The organism is Microcoleus asticus IPMA8, from assembly GCF_013179805.1.
Classification (GTDB): Bacteria; Cyanobacteriota; Cyanobacteriia; order Cyanobacteriales; family Microcoleaceae; genus Microcoleus; species Microcoleus asticus.
This window is the reverse complement of record NZ_SRRZ01000144.1, coordinates 1-18,466: the sequence shown is the minus strand read 5'-3', so window position 1 is coordinate 18,466 and position 18,466 is coordinate 1. Positions and strand designations below refer to the sequence as shown.

General features: G+C 44.4%; 15 protein-coding genes and 1 CRISPR repeat array. Of the genes, 8 read left to right on the top strand and 7 right to left on the bottom strand.

Annotated elements, in window-relative coordinates; all coding sequences use genetic code 11:
- Nucleotides 1–199 precede the first annotated feature (199 nt).
- Nucleotides 200–1,600 (bottom strand): DUF2157 domain-containing protein, encoded by a 1,401-nt coding sequence (locus E5S67_RS27265; protein WP_172191907.1) that lies wholly within the window; start codon nucleotides 1,598–1,600, stop codon nucleotides 200–202.
- A gap of 191 nt (nucleotides 1,601–1,791) precedes the next feature.
- On the opposite strand from E5S67_RS27265, the gene E5S67_RS27260 reads away from it, so the two are divergent.
- Nucleotides 1,792–2,385 carry a Uma2 family endonuclease gene (locus E5S67_RS27260; RefSeq protein WP_172191905.1) on the top strand — a complete coding sequence of 198 codons (594 nt, stop codon included), beginning with the start codon at nucleotides 1,792–1,794 and terminating at the stop codon, nucleotides 2,383–2,385.
- Nucleotides 2,386–2,471: 86 nt separating this feature from the next.
- Nucleotides 2,472–3,753: a CRISPR direct-repeat array (repeat unit 33 nt; unit sequence GTTTCAATCCCTGATAGGGATTTAGGTTGATTG).
- Nucleotides 3,754–4,005: 252 nt separating this feature from the next.
- On the opposite strand, the gene E5S67_RS27255 is transcribed toward E5S67_RS27260, so the two are convergent.
- Both E5S67_RS27255 and E5S67_RS27250 read right to left on the bottom strand, forming a co-directional pair.
- The gene (locus E5S67_RS27255; RefSeq protein WP_172191903.1) at nucleotides 4,006–4,716 is read right to left on the bottom strand and encodes a DUF547 domain-containing protein; all 711 of its coding nucleotides are present in this window, start codon (nucleotides 4,714–4,716) and stop codon (nucleotides 4,006–4,008) included.
- 236 nt (nucleotides 4,717–4,952) lie between these two features.
- The gene (locus E5S67_RS27250; RefSeq protein ID WP_172191901.1) at nucleotides 4,953–5,183 is read right to left on the bottom strand and encodes a pentapeptide repeat-containing protein; all 231 of its coding nucleotides are present in this window, start codon (nucleotides 5,181–5,183) and stop codon (nucleotides 4,953–4,955) included.
- 222 nt (nucleotides 5,184–5,405) lie between these two features.
- On the opposite strand from E5S67_RS27250, the gene E5S67_RS27245 reads away from it, so the two are divergent.
- Nucleotides 5,406–6,884 (top strand): bifunctional orotidine-5'-phosphate decarboxylase/orotate phosphoribosyltransferase, encoded by a 1,479-nt coding sequence (locus E5S67_RS27245; RefSeq protein ID WP_172191899.1) that lies wholly within the window; start codon nucleotides 5,406–5,408, stop codon nucleotides 6,882–6,884.
- Nucleotides 6,885–7,103: 219 nt separating this feature from the next.
- On the opposite strand, the gene leuB is transcribed toward E5S67_RS27245, so the two are convergent.
- The gene (gene leuB, locus E5S67_RS27240; RefSeq protein ID WP_172191911.1) at nucleotides 7,104–8,189 is read right to left on the bottom strand and encodes a 3-isopropylmalate dehydrogenase; all 1,086 of its coding nucleotides are present in this window, start codon (nucleotides 8,187–8,189) and stop codon (nucleotides 7,104–7,106) included.
- 366 nt (nucleotides 8,190–8,555) lie between these two features.
- Here leuB and E5S67_RS27235 point away from each other — a divergent pair, with 366 nt between their 5' ends.
- Nucleotides 8,556–9,761: a DUF4336 domain-containing protein gene (locus E5S67_RS27235; protein WP_172191897.1), complete on the top strand. Its 1,206-nt coding sequence runs from the start codon at nucleotides 8,556–8,558 to the stop codon at nucleotides 9,759–9,761.
- A gap of 163 nt (nucleotides 9,762–9,924) precedes the next feature.
- On the opposite strand, the gene E5S67_RS27230 is transcribed toward E5S67_RS27235, so the two are convergent.
- Nucleotides 9,925–11,718, bottom strand: coding sequence for a purple acid phosphatase family protein (locus E5S67_RS27230; RefSeq protein ID WP_172191895.1), 1,794 nt, complete (start codon nucleotides 11,716–11,718; stop codon nucleotides 9,925–9,927).
- Between the two features lie 326 nt (nucleotides 11,719–12,044).
- Here E5S67_RS27230 and E5S67_RS27225 point away from each other — a divergent pair, with 326 nt between their 5' ends.
- On the top strand, nucleotides 12,045–13,022 hold the full coding sequence (locus tag E5S67_RS27225) for an acetamidase/formamidase family protein (protein ID WP_172191893.1): 978 nt from the start codon (nucleotides 12,045–12,047) through the stop codon (nucleotides 13,020–13,022).
- Between the two features lie 156 nt (nucleotides 13,023–13,178).
- The gene (locus E5S67_RS27220) at nucleotides 13,179–13,463 is read left to right on the top strand and encodes a hypothetical protein (RefSeq protein WP_172191891.1); all 285 of its coding nucleotides are present in this window, start codon (nucleotides 13,179–13,181) and stop codon (nucleotides 13,461–13,463) included.
- 380 nt (nucleotides 13,464–13,843) lie between these two features.
- Here the strand turns inward: E5S67_RS27220 and galT are convergent, their stop codons facing one another.
- Together galT and E5S67_RS27210 are read right to left on the bottom strand one after the other, a co-directional pair.
- Complete coding sequence (gene galT / locus E5S67_RS27215) at nucleotides 13,844–14,866, bottom strand: galactose-1-phosphate uridylyltransferase (RefSeq protein ID WP_172191889.1); 1,023 nt, start codon at nucleotides 14,864–14,866, stop codon at nucleotides 13,844–13,846.
- Between the two features lie 961 nt (nucleotides 14,867–15,827).
- A complete protein-coding gene (locus tag E5S67_RS27210; RefSeq protein ID WP_246277002.1) occupies nucleotides 15,828–16,355 on the bottom strand; it encodes a helix-turn-helix transcriptional regulator in 528 nt (175 codons plus the stop codon).
- A gap of 76 nt (nucleotides 16,356–16,431) precedes the next feature.
- Between E5S67_RS27210 and E5S67_RS27205 the strand changes: the two genes are divergently transcribed.
- From E5S67_RS27205 to E5S67_RS27195, 3 genes are read left to right on the top strand one after another with little or no spacing between them, the layout of a single operon-like run.
- Nucleotides 16,432–17,511, top strand: coding sequence for a hypothetical protein (locus E5S67_RS27205; protein WP_172191887.1), 1,080 nt, complete (start codon nucleotides 16,432–16,434; stop codon nucleotides 17,509–17,511).
- Nucleotides 17,512–17,570: 59 nt separating this feature from the next.
- Nucleotides 17,571–18,116 carry a hypothetical protein gene (locus E5S67_RS27200; RefSeq protein WP_216670745.1) on the top strand — a complete coding sequence of 182 codons (546 nt, stop codon included), beginning with the start codon at nucleotides 17,571–17,573 and terminating at the stop codon, nucleotides 18,114–18,116.
- Between the two features lie 7 nt (nucleotides 18,117–18,123).
- Nucleotides 18,124–18,426 (top strand): hypothetical protein, encoded by a 303-nt coding sequence (locus tag E5S67_RS27195; protein WP_172191883.1) that lies wholly within the window; start codon nucleotides 18,124–18,126, stop codon nucleotides 18,424–18,426.
- Nucleotides 18,427–18,466 lie beyond the last annotated feature (40 nt).

The window sequence follows — 18,466 nt, the reverse complement described above, 5'->3', positions numbered from 1 at the left end:
TTTAAATGAAGGAGAATTGGTTATCAAATGGGGACGAAAACTTAAAAACAAAGGAAATGCTATTATCACAATTTAAATGCGAAACAGCTTATTGGGAATAGGGAATTGGTTCGCAGAATAATATCGTTGACCTTTGAATCGGCATAATCATTTTCCGAGTGCAGTGCGATCGGGAAGCTCGCACTATAGTAGAATGCTCCTATTCATCGTGAATTTTTGCGAAGTGGCGCTCGAACCACAAGCCCGCAGCAATTACGCCAATCCCGCACAAAACAAAGACAAAAGATTTGAGCAACAATCCTGTGTTGTATTCAAACAGTCGGCTGATAATTTGCAGGGTGATTAATACCATGCCTCCCCAAAAAATCTGGCGGTTTCCTAAAGCTAAACCTTCTCGGATTAAGCCGACAGCAAGCAAAAATAAGAAAACATTGAACAGAAAAGTCGCTAATTGAGGAATGGGAGTAAAACTGAGGTGAAAAAGCGGTATAAAGGCGCTGGCGAGGATTAAAATGCCGATCGCACCTGTGGTCAAATTCACTCCTTTTTGTTTCGGCCGCCGGAGTTCCAAACGTCCCAAACGCAGCCATTCAAACACCGTGAAACCGCCCAAAACAGCCACATTTGCCAGCAAAACCCAATCGGGATCAGTTGGCGCAGGATTCGGCGAATCTTGCCAAAACCCGTAGAAAGAAAGAAGATAAAACAAACCGGCGAGAAACAGCAGTGCTAAACTGCGGGCGGTAGGTTGAAACAGCCTGCTGTGTACCTTCGGCCACATTGCATCGTCGTATCCCCACAGCAAAGCGGGCGGTAGGGCGCAAAAAATTGCAACACCCCAGGTTGCATTTAACCCTTGGACAATTGAAACTTGTAAGGAAAAAATTATCGCGATCGCACCTATGGCAAAAATAGCACGCGATCGACACCAATAAGCCAGCGGCACAAACATTATACTGGCTGCGATCGGCATTTGCCGCACCAACACTTCCAGCCAAGAAAACTCGACTTTGGAAGACCAATCTAACACGGCAAGCCAATAGCCCAAACCGATTAAAAGTGCGGACAAAACGCCCAAGGAAGTCAACCGCAAACTGTAAGCCATTCCGAGCACGCCGATTCCCCAAGCAACGAAAAGTCCGTAGGAAGAACCGCCAATATGGAACATTTGCGCCATCAATGCCATATTTGCTCCTAAAATCAGAGCCCCTAACAGCAACAATCCTTCACCTAGGAGTTTGTTTCGCCCTTTTGTTGCGGGCATATTGGGATTGGAGTTTTTGCTTCGGGATGGGGGAATTCGCCACAGATAGAAACCTGCTGCATTGACTGCTACGAAAAGACTTAGCAGCAGTGCCACTCTCACTTCCCGCGACCAAACTTGCCAGTTTGCTGCTACAAAGGTGATGACTCCTATACCGAGGAGAATGCCGCCGAGACTGATGAGAATGCTGAGGAATCGGTTGCGGGAGGCGGTTTCGAGTGTGTTGAATTGGTAGCGTTCCGAAAGTTGTTGGTAGAATGAAGTATCGATGAGTCCTTCTACTTGCCAGAGTTTGGCTTGTTCTCGCAACTCGCGTCGAAATTTATCTGAAATCATTTTTAATATTCCAGAGGATTTGAACTGTGATAGTTTTTAATATGTCACTTGTGGGTCGATTGTCGATGGAGGCTGGGACACCTGCTGAACTTGCACAGCAGATTTGATTGATATCCTTCGGCTGTTGAAACCGTTTCTACATAAACAAACTCCCAGCAGAAAGGAACGAATAAATCAAGGAATGTAATATTATGGTACAAGCTCAATCTAAAAAATTAACTTTTGACGAGTACCTTAATTACTCAAATGATACGGGTCAACGCTATGAGTTAATTGATGGGGAGTTAATAGCTTTGCCACCAGAATCTGAACCTAATAATTTCATTGCTAACTATCTATTTTTCTATCTTGCTAGCAGCGGGCTAGTGCCACTCAGGCTGATTAAAACGCATAATTGCGAGGTTCAAGTTGCCGTTTTGCGATCGGGAGATGCGGCCAACCGCTACCCCGATTTGATAATTCTGGAACCTGAACACATTCCGCTGACAGCAACCAGGCTAACTATCACTTTCGATATGCTGCCTCCTCGGTTTGTTGTGGAGGTAGTGAGTCCGGGTAGACTGGGCAGGGATCGGGATTACGAGCGCAAACGAGCTCAGTACGCAGCGCGGGGCATTGCAGAGTATTGGGTTATCGATCCAATAGAACAAGTTGTGACGGTTTTGCGGCTTGAGAATGGGCAATATGTTGAGGTTGGGGTATTTCGGGATGGAGAGGCGATCGTATCTCCGATGTTTCCACAGCTAAGTTTGACGGTTCAACAGATTTTGAGTGGAGAGGTTTAATGGCGGATAAATAGCTAATTGGTTAGCATTTATCTAACCAATTAGCTATTAGTAAAAATCTCCACCCTCAACCTGATTAAGGCCATGTTTCCATCCCTAATAGGGGTTTAGTTTGATTGCGGCTTTTCCCAGTTGTTGGCTGGCTCCGGTTTATGGAAGTGTTTCAATCCCTGATAGGGATTTAGGTTGATTGCAACAGCGCAATCAAATTGATATCAGCATCAAGCAATTGTCGTTTCAATCCCTGATAGGGATTTAGGTTGATTGCAACTCCAGGCAAAGAGAAGTTAAGCCCATCGGCGATTCAGTTTCAATCCCTGATAGGGATTTAGGTTGATTGCAACTATGAAAGAGTTGCAGCATTCGGTTACAGCGAAACGTTTCAATCCCTGATAGGGATTTAGGTTGATTGCAACACGGGAAACAAGAATTGGCAGATATTCGGAGGAGTTGCACTGTTTCAATCCCTGATAGGGATTTAGGTTGATTGTAACACGCTATGCAGTACGGGGCGGGAGTAGCCAAGGTAGCGGAGTTTCAATCCCTGATAGGGATTTAGGTTGATTGCAACGTAATTTCTACGCAAAAGAGAATGAGTTAATAGTGTTTCAATCCCTGATAGGGATTTAGGTTGATGGCAACATGGAACTAATTGTGGAAAAGAAAATTGTGATTGGTGTTTCAATCCCTGATAGGGATTTAGGTTGATTGCAACTGAAAGAAGATATGGGAATCTCTGCTATTGGCCCGTTTCAATCCCTGATAGGGAGTTAGGTTGATTGCAACTTGGGGTTTTCTTCGTCAAAGTCTTGAGCAGGTACGAGTTTCAATCCCTGATAGGGAGTTAGGTTGATTGCAACCTTAAATCCTGCTTATGAATGGGAGATAAGGCAGATTGTTTCAATCCCTTATAGGGAGTTAGGTTGATTGCAACTTATCACGCTCTTTCAATACTTTAGTAGGGGAGAATAAGTTTCAATCCCTGATAGGGAGTTAGGTTGATTGCAACTGACTAAAGTATTTTTCGATAACAGTTCAGACGCAGTTTCAATCCCTGATAGGGAGTTAGGTTGATTGCAACTTGATGATGAATGTGCATCACTTAGTATCTGATGTTTCAATCCCTGATAGGGATTTAGGTTGATTGCAACGTAACGCTAAGGGTAACTTACCAGGTTTCCTTTATAAGTTTTAATCCCTGATAGGGATTTAGGTTGATTGCAACGTAATGCTAAAGGTAATCTTCCTGGATTTCTCTATAAGTTTCAATCCCTGATAGGGATTTAGGTTGATTGCAACCTTTGATGAAACACCGCTGGCAACTAGGCAATTTGAGTTTCAATCCCTGATAGGGATTTAGGTTGATTGCAACAGTTGGTTTCTGAAACTTTTACTGTATTTAGTTTTCAAGGTTCGTTTGCGTCTGTACATATTAAAAGTACCCTTTCAATACCGATCTGTCAAGAGGCAAAATTTTCAGCAAACCTCAAAACCTTTGACAGCAAGCAATACACCATTTGCGTCGGATTTTTCATAAAGAGCCTTAAACCCATACTACGCAACTGATACAACCGAAAAAAATTACCCCCTCAAGAAAAGACCTACCCCTAGGCGCAAATTTTATCGTTCAACCCGATTCAAATTCCAGTCGTAAGGCAAAAAAACGATCGCCCATCCATCACTCACAGCCGCCTCCGGCCCCAAATAACCGCCCACATACTCAGCCACCGAACCCGCCGCCTTCACAAAATCCTCGCCGTACCACTTAAAAATCTTGCTCAAATAAAGCGTCTTTTTCTGGGCATCGTACCGCACCTTATCAGGATTGTGAATAAAACGGCTGGCATCCGCTTCTAGTTGAGTCCGTACCGACTCCGGGAAATAAGCCCCCCGGCGCAGCAGCGGGCACCCGACTGAAGCGCAAACTAATGCAAAATGGATGCGCGGTTCGGCAAATTCCGGCCGCAAAATTGCGTGTTCGATTTGATTGAGACTGTACTTTTTGTCGCCAATAATCGAATTTGAACGAGTGAAAAAATCCAAAAAACTCAGCCAGTTGGGAATTCCCAAAATTTTGGGACGGATGGACGCGATCGGATATACTTCCAGAACTTGAGAAATTGCGATCGCATTGTACGCATTCAGCCACAACGCCAGCCGCGCATCCGCATCACTACATTCCGCCAAATCCACATCCGCCAAACTTTCCAGCCACCCCCTCAAAACATCCGCCCCCTCAGCTTTCCAGCGCCGATAATTGACGCGGCCGAAATCGTCAACGTAGCGTTGCAGCAACTCGTCCCAAATCCTAAAGTCGATCGTACCGATCATTTATTACTATCCATATGATAAGGCGGGCATTGCTTTAGCTTCTGCTTCTATTTAATACTACCGTCAATCGATTTTAGATTTTAGATTTTAGATTTTAGATTGACCCCACGGATAAATGCGGGGGCTTGAGGATTTTAGATTTGAGATTTTCGATTGATTCCACGGATAAATGCGGGGGCTTGTACCATCAAGAAATTCTTGGTCAACCGAAATAACACCTGCAACGGTAGCATTTTTTAGATTAGCCCCGTCAAACGGGATCGGGTTAAATTAGCATCGCTCAAATTAGCGCCTTGTAAATTAGCTTGCCGCCAAGAAGCCCCGCTCAAATTTGCCCCCGATAAATTAGCTTCCCTAAAATTTCCTCCTCTCAAATCTGCCCCTGGCAAATCCGCATTTGCTAAACTCCCCTGCGCTAGGGGAATGCCGATCAAATCGCAGCCCGGAGACTGGTTAGCTTGTCGCAACTAATTGACTTGCTGGGGGTTAGCTGCAATCACCGGTGCAGCCAACCCGAACATCTGTCCCCATGAAACTGCTCCCAAATTTACAGATTTCCTGCTCTTTACCTTCTACAATCTTAAAAGATTCTTAATTTCAACTTCTACAGGGATCGGTTTCTTCCGGCACAACACCAATCCCACTTTGAACGGCAATTTTTTAAATTCCCCTTACCTCCCTAACAAACTATGACGGATCGAACCAACTTTTTCGATAAACTGTTAGCGGCTGTTGAAAACAATCAAAGTTTGCTGTATTTAGCCCTCGACCCCGACCCGGAAACCTTGCCCGCGCTGGTTTCCATGACTGGGGAAGAAACTCAAACTTTTGTAACTGATTTGTTGTCAAAGCTAAAAAGTGCGATCGACGAAACAGCAGATTTAATCTGTGCCTGCAAAATCACCCTCGGTTTTTACCAATCTCTCGGTATTCCCGGTTGGGCATTGCTGCAAGAAATTTTAACAATTATTCCCCCTCACCTGCCAGTAATTTTAGATGCCAAACACTGCGATTTAAATACCAGCACAGTGTTTGCCAAAATTGTATTTCAAGATTGGCGAGTTGACGCTATTACTTTAAGTCCCTATCCCGGATTCGACCAAGTAGCGCCTTTTTTGTTATACGCTGGAAAAACTGTTTTTGTGCTCTGTGCCACCGCCAACTCGTCAGCGGCGGATTTGCAAGAATACCCGACGCCAAACAACCCTTTTTACTTGCAATTAGTCCGACTCTCTCAAACTTGGGGAACTCCCGAAAAAGTCGGTTTAGAAGTAGGAGTAATGCCGGATATGTTAGCCCGCATCCGCAAAGAGGCTCCTGAACGCCTAATTTTAGTCGAAGGAGACATCCCGGTAGAAAAGGACCTCACAGAAGAAAACGACCTCGCACAACTGCTGGCGGCCGGTTTAAGCAAGAATGGTGAAGATTTGCTGCTGCCAGTCCCCCCGAGTTTATTAGCGGGGAAAGAGCCGCGCCGAGAAATTGAGAATTTGCGGGATAATATTAATCAACAGAGGCTGCGGGCGATCGAAGGTAGTCCCACTTGCGAACTGTGGCTGCCCGATGTTTGCTTTTTGCAACCGGAACCTCACCGCGATTTAATCTTGCAACTTTATGACATCGGCTGCGTAGTTTTTGGCGACCACGTACAAGCATCGGGAGCCGTATTTCCATATTACATCGACTTGCGAAAAATTATCTCAATTCCGCAGATTTTCCACCAAATTGTCAGCGCTTATGCAGACATTCTTAAAAACTTAAAATTCGATCGCATTGCGGGAATTCCTTACGGTTCTTTACCCACAGCAACTGGTTTAGCATTGCGGATGGAACGCCCGATGATTTTCCCGCGCAAGGAGGTTAAAACATACGGTGCAGGTAAGTTGATTGAAGGGCATTTTCAGGCAGGAGAAACGATTGTCGTAGTCGATGATATTTTGATTAGCGGCAAAAGCGTGATGGAAGGCGCGGCTAAGTTAAAATCGGCTGGATTGAATGTGGAAGATATCGTAGTATTAATCGACCACGAACAGGGAGTCAAAGATAAGATGCAGGTCAACGGTTATCGCGCACATTCTGTGTTAGCGCTTTCGGAAATAGCTGAAATTTTGTATCGAGCAAATCGCATTGATACCGAGCAATTCAATCTTTTGACTGCGGAACATTAAACCCCAATTCCTGTAGGGGCGGGTTTTACCAACCATAATTGCCAAAAATTAATAATCTTATAAACCCGCCCCCACCCAACGGTAAGCCTCAATGTAGATTTTTTACCTGCGCTCAAAGTCAAGGTTGATATAGGTTATTAGTTGTGTGGGGGCGGGTTTATGAGGTTGTGTGTGTGCGTCGAATATTATTCGTAAAACCCGCCCCTACCAGACCATCGATCAACCTTGCAAAACTTCAATTAAAGCATTGCCCATCGCCCGACAGCCGACGAGTTTCATGCCTTCTGACATGATATCACCAGTGCGATAACATCGATCCAAAACTTCGACAACTGCTTGCTCAATTTTATTAGCAGCTTCCGGCTGATTTAAGGCGTAGCGCAGCATCATTGCCGCACTCAAAACTTGGGCGATGGGATTTGCTTTATCTTGTCCCGCGATGTCCGGTGCGGAACCGTGCACGGGTTCAAAAACCCCCGGCCCGCTTGCTCCCAAACTAGCAGAAGGCAGCATTCCAATACTACCAGTTAGCATCGCCGCCGCATCGGAAAGAATGTCGCCGAATAAATTGCCGGTGACAATTGTATCGAACTGTTTAGGCCAGCGAATTAACTGCATTGCTGCGTTGTCAACGTAAATGTGAGAAAGTTCGACATCAGGGTATTCTGAAGAAAGGGCAATAATACGATCGCGCCACAGTTGCGAAACATCCAAAACATTCGCTTTATCAACGGAACACAGCCTTTTACCCCGCTTCCTGGCCGTCTCAAAAGCGACTCGCCCGATTCTGTCAATTTCTGACTCTGTGTAAGCCATAGTATTAACGCCGCGTTTTTCGCCTGTTTCCGTCTCAAAAATACCTTTCGGTTTGCCGAAGTAAATGCCGCCTGTGAGTTCGCGGATGACCATAATATCCACGCCTTCGACAACTTCCCGTTTCAAACTAGAAGCATTAACCAATTGCGGTAAAATAGTCGCAGGACGCAAATTTGCAAACAATCCCAATCCGGCGCGCAGTCCTAATAATCCAGTTTCCGGGCGCTGTTCGCGGGGCAAATTATCCCACTTGTAACCGCCAATGGCTGCTAACAATACTGCATCGCAGTTGCGGCATTTTTCCAGTGTTTCTTCTGGCAGCGGATTGCCTGTTGCATCAATAGCAGCGCCGCCCATTAAAGCTTCTTGAAATTCAAAGCCGATGTCCAATTGTTGACCGACAAGTTTCAGGACATCTACCGCCACAGCGATAATTTCAGGGCCGATGCCGTCTCCTGGTAAAAGAGTGATGCGGTAGTTTTGAGTCATATCTACTAAGTTGAGAAATTTTTGCGAGCTTATCATTGTATCAGGACAAGTCAATCGATTTTAGATTTTAGATTTTAGATTTTAGATTTTAGATTTTAGAGGCGACCCCACGGATAAATGCGGGGGCTTGAGAATTTTCGATTTTAGATTTTGGATTGATTCCACGGATAAATCACGTGGCGGGTACCATCAAGAAATTCTTGGTCAGCTAAAAATTCATTCTCGATCTCTTAGTCCGCAGAGGCAGACTTCGTTTGACTGTATGCAGCGGTTTCAACAGCCGATTGATAAAGGGGATAACTTAATCTATAACTAACAATAGTTCGATCGCACGCACGTACAAAAAAATCGGCAAGGAGTCGCGGAGTGGCAGAGGGCGAAGGCATACCAACATCAGCACAGATTGATTCTCGGGACTATTCTTGGGCTTTTTGGCCGGTCGTCCCCCTCTATCCCTACAGCAAGCGGCGCACCATCCGCAAGGAAATAGTCAAGGACACAATCTGGACTTTTGACCAGCTACAAGGCATTTTCTACGTTGTCGTCCCGATTCGGATGACAGTAATTAAATTAGAACCCGAAGGCCTTCTCGTCTACGCCCCCGTTGCACCGACTCCTGAGTGCATCCGCTTGGTAAAAGAGTTAGTAGCAGAGCACGGCGAAGTTAAGTACATCCTGCTGACAACGGTTTCGGGCCTCGAACACAAAGTTTTTGTCGGCCCCTTTGCGAGGAGTTTTCCCGAAGCGCAGGTGTTTGTCGCCCCGCAGCAGTGGAGTTTCCCCGTGAATTTGCCGCTGAGTTGGCTGGGTTTGCCGGCGAAACGCACTTCTGTACTGCCGTTTGACAGCAGCAACACGCCGTTAGCAGATCAATTTGACTGGGCAATTCTCGGCCCGCTGGACCTCGGTTTGGGCAGATTTGCTGAAGTTGCGTTATTTCACAGGCGATCGCGCACGCTGATGCTAACAGATTCCATAGTTTCCATTCCCGAAAATCCGCCCGCGATCGTCCAACTCGACTCTTACCCGCTGCTGTTTCACGCCAAAGACAGCGCCTTGGAGACGGTGGCAGACACCCACGAAAATCGGCGCAAAGGCTGGCAGAGAATCGCCTTATTTGCCATGTATTTTACGCCTAGCGTGCTGGAAGTGCCGCCGTGGTCGGAGGTGTTAGACAACGCAGGCAAAGCGCCAGAACGCTCTAGGAAAGCTTATTTCGGGTTGTATCCGTTCAAGTGGAAAACACATTGGGAGCGATCGTTTGAGGCTTTGCGGGGAGGGGGGCGGTTGTTTGTCGCGCCGATTTTGCAGACTTTGATTCTCAACCGCGCGCCGAGGGAAACTCTCGATTGGGTGGATAGAGTCGCGAGTTGGGACTTTCAAAGGATTGTACCTTGTCACTTCGATAGTGCGATCGACTCCCGGCCGCGTGAATTTCGGCAAGCATTCTCGTTTCTAGAAAAACACTCGCCTGTTAATTCTTTACCCGAAGACGATTTTAAATTGCTGAGGCAGATTGATGCGGGTTTGAATAAAACTGGTTTGGTTCCGCCTGCGAAAGAGAAGGTTTAATATTAAATCTTGCACCATTGTTAAGAACAGGCAAGATGCCTGTTCCACAAGAAAATTGAGTTTTGTGGAACGGGCATCTTGCCCGTTCCTAAACAGCTAATTGAGAATAATGCAACATCTCAGTTGAATCAGAGCTCTGTAGGGAGACGGCAATGCCGTGCCCTTACCTTTCGCACTTAAACTCATCAAACTTCACCACTTCCGACTCGGGTTTCCGCGTATCAAAATAGTAGCTGCTAACCGTACCCTCCCCCGTATCAAAAATAGTAAAAGCCGTAATATCGTTACTCTCAATATACGGCAGCGGCCGCCCGTCTTCTCCCAACAAAGGCGCAACAGTCGGCATCACAGGTTCCAATCCGTTCGGGTCTCCAATAGCGCTGTAATCTTCCCGATATCCCGGTGGCACAAATCGGCGCTTTTCCCCCGCAAAAGCACCGTAACTGTTGCCTACATTAGAAGTCTCCAAAAAGTGCATTCCGCTGGAACTTACAAACCGATTCCACAAGTGCGAATGCCCGTAAAATACTAACTGCACCCCCGCTGTTTCTAGTAGCGGCACTACATCCCGAATCAGATAATCTTGCTGTTTCGGATACTCGTAACGCACCATTTTAATCTCGCCATCGAGAGCGCGATCGACTATTTGCACAGGGTCAGTATAAGCAGGTACAATATTGTCACCCAGAGAATGCGGCGGGTGGTGAAACATCACAATTTTATATTTAGCCTGCTGGAATTCCGCACTCTTTAACTCTTGTTGCAACCAAGTATATTGAGCGCTACCCTTGACAATCGGCTCAAAAATATGCTGTCCGTATCCCCATTTTTCGGGATTATTAAAATCTTCGTTTCGTTCCCGATACCTGCCCCTGGCACCCGGCTCTAAATTCGGAGTTCGCCAGATATTGGTAACATACAAAGTTACTAACCGCACGTCCCCAAAAGTCACAGCATAGTAATTTTTGCGTCCATGAAAGTTGAATATTTCCTCATAGGTATCGCTATTAAAACTATTGTTTTTCCGCCATATTTCCCGCATTGAAGGGTCATTGTTGGGATTCACAAATGCAGCTCGTTGAGCGTAGAATTTATCGGCAGTGGCGCGGGGAAAAGGATCGTTAAATTGGTCGCCGAGCGTGCTGTTGGTTGCAAAGCGACCCATGATTTCGTGATTGCCAATCGCCGGAAATAAAGGCGCGTGTTGGATCAGTTCGCCGCCGCTGTAAACTGTTTTGATGCCGTTCTTGTCCAGTTCGGAAAATGCGCGACCTTGCAGAGCTGGAAAGAAGGCGCGGCCTCGGTAGTCGTCGAACCATTCAGAAGCGCGATCGGGTATATTAATTAAATCTCCTGCCATAAAAACCGCGTCAACTCTCCCAATTGTTTCGGCTACTTTCTGGAGATTTGCTGCTGTCATAGGCATCAATTGATGGTCGGAAGTGAGGAGAATTTTCAGCGGGATTCCTGCTGCTGGTGTCGGAGAAAGAGTGAAAACCTTGCTGCTGACAGATGCGCCGTCTTCTCTTTCGCTGGTGACTCGATAAGGAATGCGAACACCGGGCTTTAAATTGGGGACTTCTGCTTCGTGCCGCCAGATGTCGCGGACAATTGGATTGCTGTCAATTATGCTTTGTTTGATTTCATCGGAAATGCGCGAGTCTTTGTCTTCGCGAGTGCGGCTTAGCTTAGTAGTATTGGCTGCCGTAATTTGATTCAAATTTTCGCCGTAATCAACCGTGTGGCGAGTACCAGCAAACTCGGTAAACCAAACAACTCGTACAGAGCTTGCTGTTGGGAGTTGCAGAAACGGATCGGTTAAAAGTTGAGGTTCGTTGAGGTAAGATTGCATCATGAAACCTAGCAAGAAAACAATCAAAATCAAAACAGCAAAAAACCAGGGAGTGCGGGGCAAATCTCTAGAATTTTCTAATTTATCAGGCAATGGTGTCAACATAAGTCATTAGCCATTAGTTGGTAGTGGCGGGTTTCACCAGCAAAATAGAACTCTCCACCCAAATACATATAAACCCGCCCCCGCCAACTTTAAATTTTAAACTACCAACGTTATCAAAAAGTTAAGAAATTAGTAAAATATCTCACATCTAACAAACTTTAACCATTTTTTCACATCTTCTGATCTCTCCATTCTCTTTCTCTGCGCCCTCTGCGCCTTCTGTGGTTCATTAAAAAAAAATTCTCAAAAATGATTGAGACTTGCGATATAACATTCTTAAAACCCTTCCTTCAATCTAAAATCTAAAATCTAAAATCTAAAATCCCATGACCCGCCACCTTCTCAAGGCTAGCTGCAAAACCGTACACTTGGGCGGTTTTTCTCCGAAGATCGAACCTGCTTTAAGGGTGGATTCGGGCGATCGCATCGATATCGAAACCTATTCAGGATATTATGTTGCTGACAAGGCGCCGCCGGAATTTCTGACGCCGGAATTTTTAGATATTTGTCAGAATTTGTCGAGCAACCGCAAAGTTGGCCCCGGGCCCCACTTGCTAACAGGCCCGATTTATGTTACTGATGCCGAACCGGGAGACGTTTTAGAAATTCACATTGAGGATGTTTACCCGAGTTTACCAGTAGGATTTAATGCAATTCGCGCCGGATGGGGAGCTTTGCCTGAGTATTTCCCCGAATCGAAATTGCGATTTATTCCGCTAGATTTAGAGCAAAAAATTGCTGAATTTCCCGCAGGTAGCGGCATTCGGATTCCCCTGCATCCTTTTTTTGGAATTATCGGCGTTGCCAATGCAGAAATCAACCGTTCTTCTATTCCTCCAGAGCGCTACGGTGGCAATATGGACAATCAGGAACTCCAACCAGGAACGCGGTTATTTTTACCTATTTTTCTGCGCGGCGGTTTACTGTCCATCGGCGACGGACATTCGGCACAAGGAGACGGTGAAGTTGGCGGTACTGCAATTGAAACTTCGATGAACGGGACTATTCAAATCATCTTACGCAAGGATTTATTTCTGATATTTCCGTTTGCTGAAACGCCCACTCATATTGTGATTATGGGATTTGGTAGAACATTAGATGAAGCGTTTGAGATGGCGGTAAAACAGACGGTTTATTGGCTGCAAAAGTTTGCAGGTTTCAAAGAGGAAGATGCTTATGTTTTGTGTTCTATTGCGGTAAATTTTCGGATTACGCAGGCTGTCAACAATCCCCAAAAAGGAGTTCACGGAATGATGCCCAAGTGTATTTTGCCGGAGGTGAAAATTATTGGTCACCGAGTTTGAGGTAGTATGATAACACGCGATCGACAAAAAAATTAAGATCGCGATCGCACAATCTACACAAATTTGTCACTGCTGTGGCCGATCGTGATCGCCATGCTGTTGACAATTAAGCTTAAAATGAGATAAGTTACAATATCTACCTAAATCGAACTCAACATGAAAAACCAGACTGACGATGTTGCCAAAAAAGATTTAGTCGATCGAGCTTTTGAGAGTGCAGCAATACCAGATCCGACAGCGTGGGTGCACGAACATTATTTTCTGGCTAATTTCGCCTATACTCTGGCCAACATTCAAGAACATTTGTCGGATGAGAGTTGCGAAATCGGCGAGAATGGCGAATCTGGCGAGGGGATCTTATCGATCGATGCCAAAATTAGAGATATGTTGAGAGCTACTTTTAGCGACGACGGCTGGCAGTATGTCGAAAGTTTATTGTGAGTTTGGTAAAATCGATAACAATTTGTACGTTCATAACTTTAGAGCGTCAATTCTACCAGTTTAAAAAAAGAATGTAACTGTAAGCCCGTGCTCCCAACCCTGATATCGTCACTCATTCCTAATTCTTCAATTCTTTAATCTAAAACCTCAAATAGTATCAGTTTCCTCCCCCAACATTGACTAGCAACTCAGAGGGCAGGGGTGCATTTCCACCACAATTTGACCCCGCCCAAAAACGGATACTTGCGAAGGACTCCTCTCGTCGTGGATAGCTCAATATTTTAGACTAAGGTTTAAGATTCCAAATTCAACTGTGGAATCAATCAAAAATTTCAAATTTCAAATTTCAAATCCACTGACGTATTGTGATGTAGGATACTCTACGTCAACCCCAAATTACTGTCGCTAGGAATTTCGATGGATCGCACAAATTCCGCACTTTCTTCCGGCAAAGCAGTATTGATAAACATCCCGCTGCCCAACTCAAATCCAGCTTGCTTGGTGACTCTGGGAATAATTGCCATATACCAGTGAAAGTATTTTGTTGTCCGTTGGGCGATCGGCACCGATCGAATATTATAGTTGTAATCGGGATTGTTCAATCCGTAATAAAACTTAGCTAGTACAGTTTTAACAGTCTCAGCAAGATCCGTAATTTCCGCATCAGTAATCTCATCAAACGAAGAGGAATGCCGGCGCGGAAAAATCCAAGTGTGGAAGGGTGAAAGTGCAGCGTAAGGGATAAACGCCACAAAATGTTCACTCTCAAAAATTACTCTTTCTCCTGCCGCTAATTCATCTTCCAAAGTCCGGCAAAACAGACATTCTCCCGTGTCGTCAAAATATCTAATAGCTTCGTCGATGCGGCTGCGAAATTGGCTGGGTACAACGGGCGTCGCTGCTATCTGCGAGTGGGGGTGTTCGAGAGAAGTTCCGGCAGTTTCACCGTGATTTTTGAAGATAATAATTGTTTCAATGTGGGGATTTTTTCTAATTTCTACATACCGCTGGCGGTATACTAAAAGTATGTTGGCAATTTCTTCAACCCTCAACAAAGCGGTCGTCAAATCGTGTCGCGGGTGTTCGACAATTACTTCGTGAACGCCGATTCCCGCCATCGTGCGGTGAATTCCCGAGGATATCCTCATCCATTCTGCTGTCGGGGAGAGTGCGGGATATTTGTTGTAAATTGCCCGGACTTTCCAGCCAGTGCGATCGCCCAAACGGCAAGTTTCTAAGGTTCCGTCTTCCTCATTTCCCACACAAAACGGGCAATCGGCACGGTGCGGTGGCACTACTGCTGCCCACTGTTTTTTGTTAGCGAATTGATCCGGTCTTGTCGCCCGTTCCGTGGCGATAATTACCCAATCTCTGGTAATTAGATTTTGTCTAAGTTCAGACATTTTATTACCTTCAGTTTCCGGGTCAAATTGTCTCTTATTTTAGATATATAATTTGTGATTTGTCATCGCTTTTTGGTAAAACCTTAATAAATCTTGACTTTTAAATTTCCGGCTTGTAGTCGGCTAGATACCAGAATTATTCAATAATTCTGGTGTCTAAAGTGGGTAAAGCTAATAGCAGTTTGAAGAAGTGAAAAAGAATCGTAAAATCGCATCTCTTGTCGGGCTAAAACTGACACTATTTACCGAGTTATTATGTCCGGTGAATGTTACCAAGCAGTTACCCAGCAAATATTTCCGAAAAAACACTGTTGACATCAGTTCTGTTATTTGTTTGTGGTTATTGGTTATTTGATGACTTCGGTCGGAGTTTGGGCGATGCCCTAGGGGATAGCTGCGCTTCACGGGCTTATTTGAAAAAACCAGGGTCGATTTATGTGAAAAGCAATATGAGAGAAATTATGTCGATTTTGGGAATAGAATGTCCGCCACTTTCAACTCAGGGTTGCACCCGTTCAATTGGGATTTCTGGAGATTGCAGCCAGATGTAAATCAGGTTGATTGTCTAGCCTTTAGTTTTAGAGTTTCTCAAGAATCGACCCAAGTTATGAGCCGCTAAAGTTGTCTTGAAGGCGAAATCGGTGCCAGATTCTGATAAAGTTCGCAGTCTTTGTATTATGAAGCGTCCTGCGAGGATGGCGACTGACTCTGGATTAAATTGGGACATTCCGGCCGCGATCGCATCTGCATTGACATATTCAAAACATTCTCAAAAATAGGGTAATAATCTCAGGGAAACTGTAGTTTTACCTGAACCGTTAGGGCCGCCAATAATGTAAATATTTGGCATAATAGTAAGATAAATTTTATTGCTGAGATTTTTGCTTGAGCCCGTAAGTGCGATCGCGCTTCCTGATTTTAGTGGCTTCACGCTACGAATCTGTTGATTTGTGGCAAAATTTTAGTTAGCGTTGCTATCGTTGATGTCTAGATTTTGTATTGACAATTCTGAAGGTAGTGGTACAGTTATTTGTAGGTATACACCAATTTTTATTTGATTGTTCTCAAAACTTATATTAGTTACATTAACTTTACTATTTTCAGATACACCGTCTTGAATAGGGAATTTAGCAGGTGGCTTAGTTTTATATCCAGCATCCTCAAGCCATTCAGCAATATTTCTCCAGTTTTCTATTTTTTCAATGCTTTTACCCACCAAACTTTTGACGTACTTATATAAGGTAGCGCACAGGTCAGTTTCAACTCCCTTGGGGGTTTTTTGGAGCTTTTCTGCGATTTCAGAGGGACTATAACCGCAGAGTAGACCGCGAAGGTGTCGTTTTTCCATTGGGGTGAGGCGTTTTCCCTTGGCCGAGGCCAGGTCTGCGTAAAGAGTTTCTAAGTCCCAGTGTTTGGCGGCTTGAGTAAATTGCTCGTCGGCTGGCGGCATAGGGGAGCTGAGTAAAAATTCCTGATGAAAGTCTAACATAATTACTGATGAGTGTTACGTAAAAGCTGAGATTGGCTAGGTTATTATTGAGTAGAGCGTGTAGCACCTATGTGAAATGAACTACCAAGACCATATTACAGTTGTAGGTAAAATTTCAGTAATTCTGCTGGTTTTGGTATCTGGATGCAGTGGGTTTGAGAATACAAGTAATCCTAATACTGTTTCAAATCAAGTTCCTACACCTACTCCAACTCCGACGCCCACTACTGCTTCTACACAAGCGCCCAACCCGTTTGAAAGCGTTTCATTTCCTCTTGATGCTTGTGGCGATAAATTGCCTGAGGACCAGAAAGTTTATCCGGTTAGTTTGTATCCGGTATTTCTGGAATACAGTGAGGAAAAGTTAAGTCAAGTCAAATCAAGTTTTTGCCGGGACGCTATTAAAAAGGTTAGGGAATCTACAGGAAAAGATGAAATACAGGTAGCATCATTTATAGGAACTGAACGCGCTAATCAGTTCAAAGAATTTATGAGCGCGAAAGTGGGAATAAGTGGAAGCATAGGACAGCCTACTGTGATAGCAGCAAAGAGCACTCAAACTCCAATAGCCCGTACTACGCCTCAACCAACTTCTACTCCTGAAGAATCCCTAATTACTTCATCATCTGATTTTGAGACTATCACACTTAAATGTGGGGAAAAGCCAGCGGCAAAGTATATAGACTTAGAATTTGGAGACTGTTGGTCGGGTAGTGCAAAATCTAAAAATTATAGTACCAGTTGGTATGAATCCAGCAGCGGCGATAACAAAATTCAATTAATTGGTGGTGGTGGGGAACTTTCGGTTGACTTACCGCCGAGGAGTAATTCTTTATCACCTTCAGCAGATTCAGAGACAGCACCAATTTATAAATTAAGGGTAAGACGATTGACCAGTGAACCATTGAGAACGATTACAGTTAATTGTGATGCTGGGGAAATTAATATATGGGGAGTACGGATAATTCCCAAGTGTAATTCTAGTGGAAGTTACATAGAAGTAAAACAGGCGATTTTTTTTGACCACAATGTAGTTGTAAAAACATCGACAATAGATAGAAAACCTATAATATTTAGAAGCGATCTTTTAATTAATTCAAGTTATTATATCAGTTCCAAAAAACGTCAGGTAGAATTGACATTTTCCGTAGAGTAGTAAATGATAAGCTGTCAAGCATCAAAAATCCTGTTGTTACACTTTATTCACTCAAAAACATGAAGACACTTTTGCGTAAATCTATATCAGTTGTACTCACTGTTGCAGTCGTAGTTTTGGCAACAGATTTAGTACAAGCTCAAAGGCGGCCACCGGGAACAGCTTCTTTAGGTGAAATGAATTGTAAGGGAATAAACGGAGGCGGGTATGAGGTCATAAATGAAGATATTCCTATAGGGCTTGAAATATTTAGAGCAGTTGCATATTTCGGAAACAGAGCTCATTTTTCTATTGGTAAGGGCTGGCTTGAGCAGGTAGCTTGCAGATTGGCTGAACCTGGACAAAAGCCGAGATTCAAAACTTTAACTCTTGGTTTTGGTTTCTCTGACAAGAGCAATAAGAGCTCTTATAACGGAGCTTTAGTTCGCTTAACAATCTACAAAGATGGAAACTTTGCTGACTATAGAGATGTGACATTCGGACAGAAACTTGTCTGGCCAATCAATGTCACTAACGTTCGCAGTATTGCTTTAGAAGCTGATTGTAAAAGGTCTCCAATAAATAATTGTCCGGTTCTTTATATTTACCAAGACATTTTAGAGTGATAAATTTATGAATCGCAGAAACTTTATTCAATACAGCGCATTAGGTAGCGCTTCATTTATTGTCAACTTAGGTTTGCACAATCCCCAGAAAGCCGATGCTTTTTTATTCTTATTAGCTAATCCTCTGTTACGCCTTGTCTTGGGAGGATTAGGCAGAGGCGCTTTTTCATTTTTCCAACAGCGGAATCAACAATGGTATGACAAACGCTTAGAGGTGCAGTTAGCGCAACGAGAATTTCTGGAAAGACAGTTTACAAATGGGGAGCATCCCGGTTTTGTAAAAGTGCTATCCAGAGAGGATAATAGGTAGAGCGTCAACAGAAGCGTGAACTGCATTTGTAGGAGGAGTG

What these genes read in the sequence shown, in the direction of transcription:
- E5S67_RS27220 (WP_172191891.1), top strand. Translation starts at nt 13,179, where the DNA reads ATGAAAAACCAGACTGACGATGTTGCCAAAAAAGATTTAGTCGATCGA.
- E5S67_RS27205 (WP_172191887.1), top strand. Translation starts at nt 16,432, where the DNA reads ATGAACTACCAAGACCATATTACAGTTGTAGGTAAAATTTCAGTAATT.
- E5S67_RS27265 (WP_172191907.1), bottom strand. Translation starts at nt 1,600, where the DNA reads ATGATTTCAGATAAATTTCGACGCGAGTTGCGAGAACAAGCCAAACTC.
- E5S67_RS27230 (WP_172191895.1), bottom strand. Translation starts at nt 11,718, where the DNA reads ATGTTGACACCATTGCCTGATAAATTAGAAAATTCTAGAGATTTGCCC.
- galT (WP_172191889.1), bottom strand. Translation starts at nt 14,866, where the DNA reads ATGTCTGAACTTAGACAAAATCTAATTACCAGAGATTGGGTAATTATC.
- E5S67_RS27245 (WP_172191899.1), top strand. Translation starts at nt 5,406, where the DNA reads ATGACGGATCGAACCAACTTTTTCGATAAACTGTTAGCGGCTGTTGAA.
- E5S67_RS27195 (WP_172191883.1), top strand. Translation starts at nt 18,124, where the DNA reads ATGAATCGCAGAAACTTTATTCAATACAGCGCATTAGGTAGCGCTTCA.
- E5S67_RS27255 (WP_172191903.1), bottom strand. Translation starts at nt 4,716, where the DNA reads ATGATCGGTACGATCGACTTTAGGATTTGGGACGAGTTGCTGCAACGC.
- E5S67_RS27210 (WP_246277002.1), bottom strand. Translation starts at nt 16,355, where the DNA reads ATGTTAGACTTTCATCAGGAATTTTTACTCAGCTCCCCTATGCCGCCA.
- leuB (WP_172191911.1), bottom strand. Translation starts at nt 8,189, where the DNA reads ATGACTCAAAACTACCGCATCACTCTTTTACCAGGAGACGGCATCGGC.
- E5S67_RS27200 (WP_216670745.1), top strand. Translation starts at nt 17,571, where the DNA reads ATGAAGACACTTTTGCGTAAATCTATATCAGTTGTACTCACTGTTGCA.
- E5S67_RS27225 (WP_172191893.1), top strand. Translation starts at nt 12,045, where the DNA reads ATGACCCGCCACCTTCTCAAGGCTAGCTGCAAAACCGTACACTTGGGC.
- E5S67_RS27260 (WP_172191905.1), top strand. Translation starts at nt 1,792, where the DNA reads ATGGTACAAGCTCAATCTAAAAAATTAACTTTTGACGAGTACCTTAAT.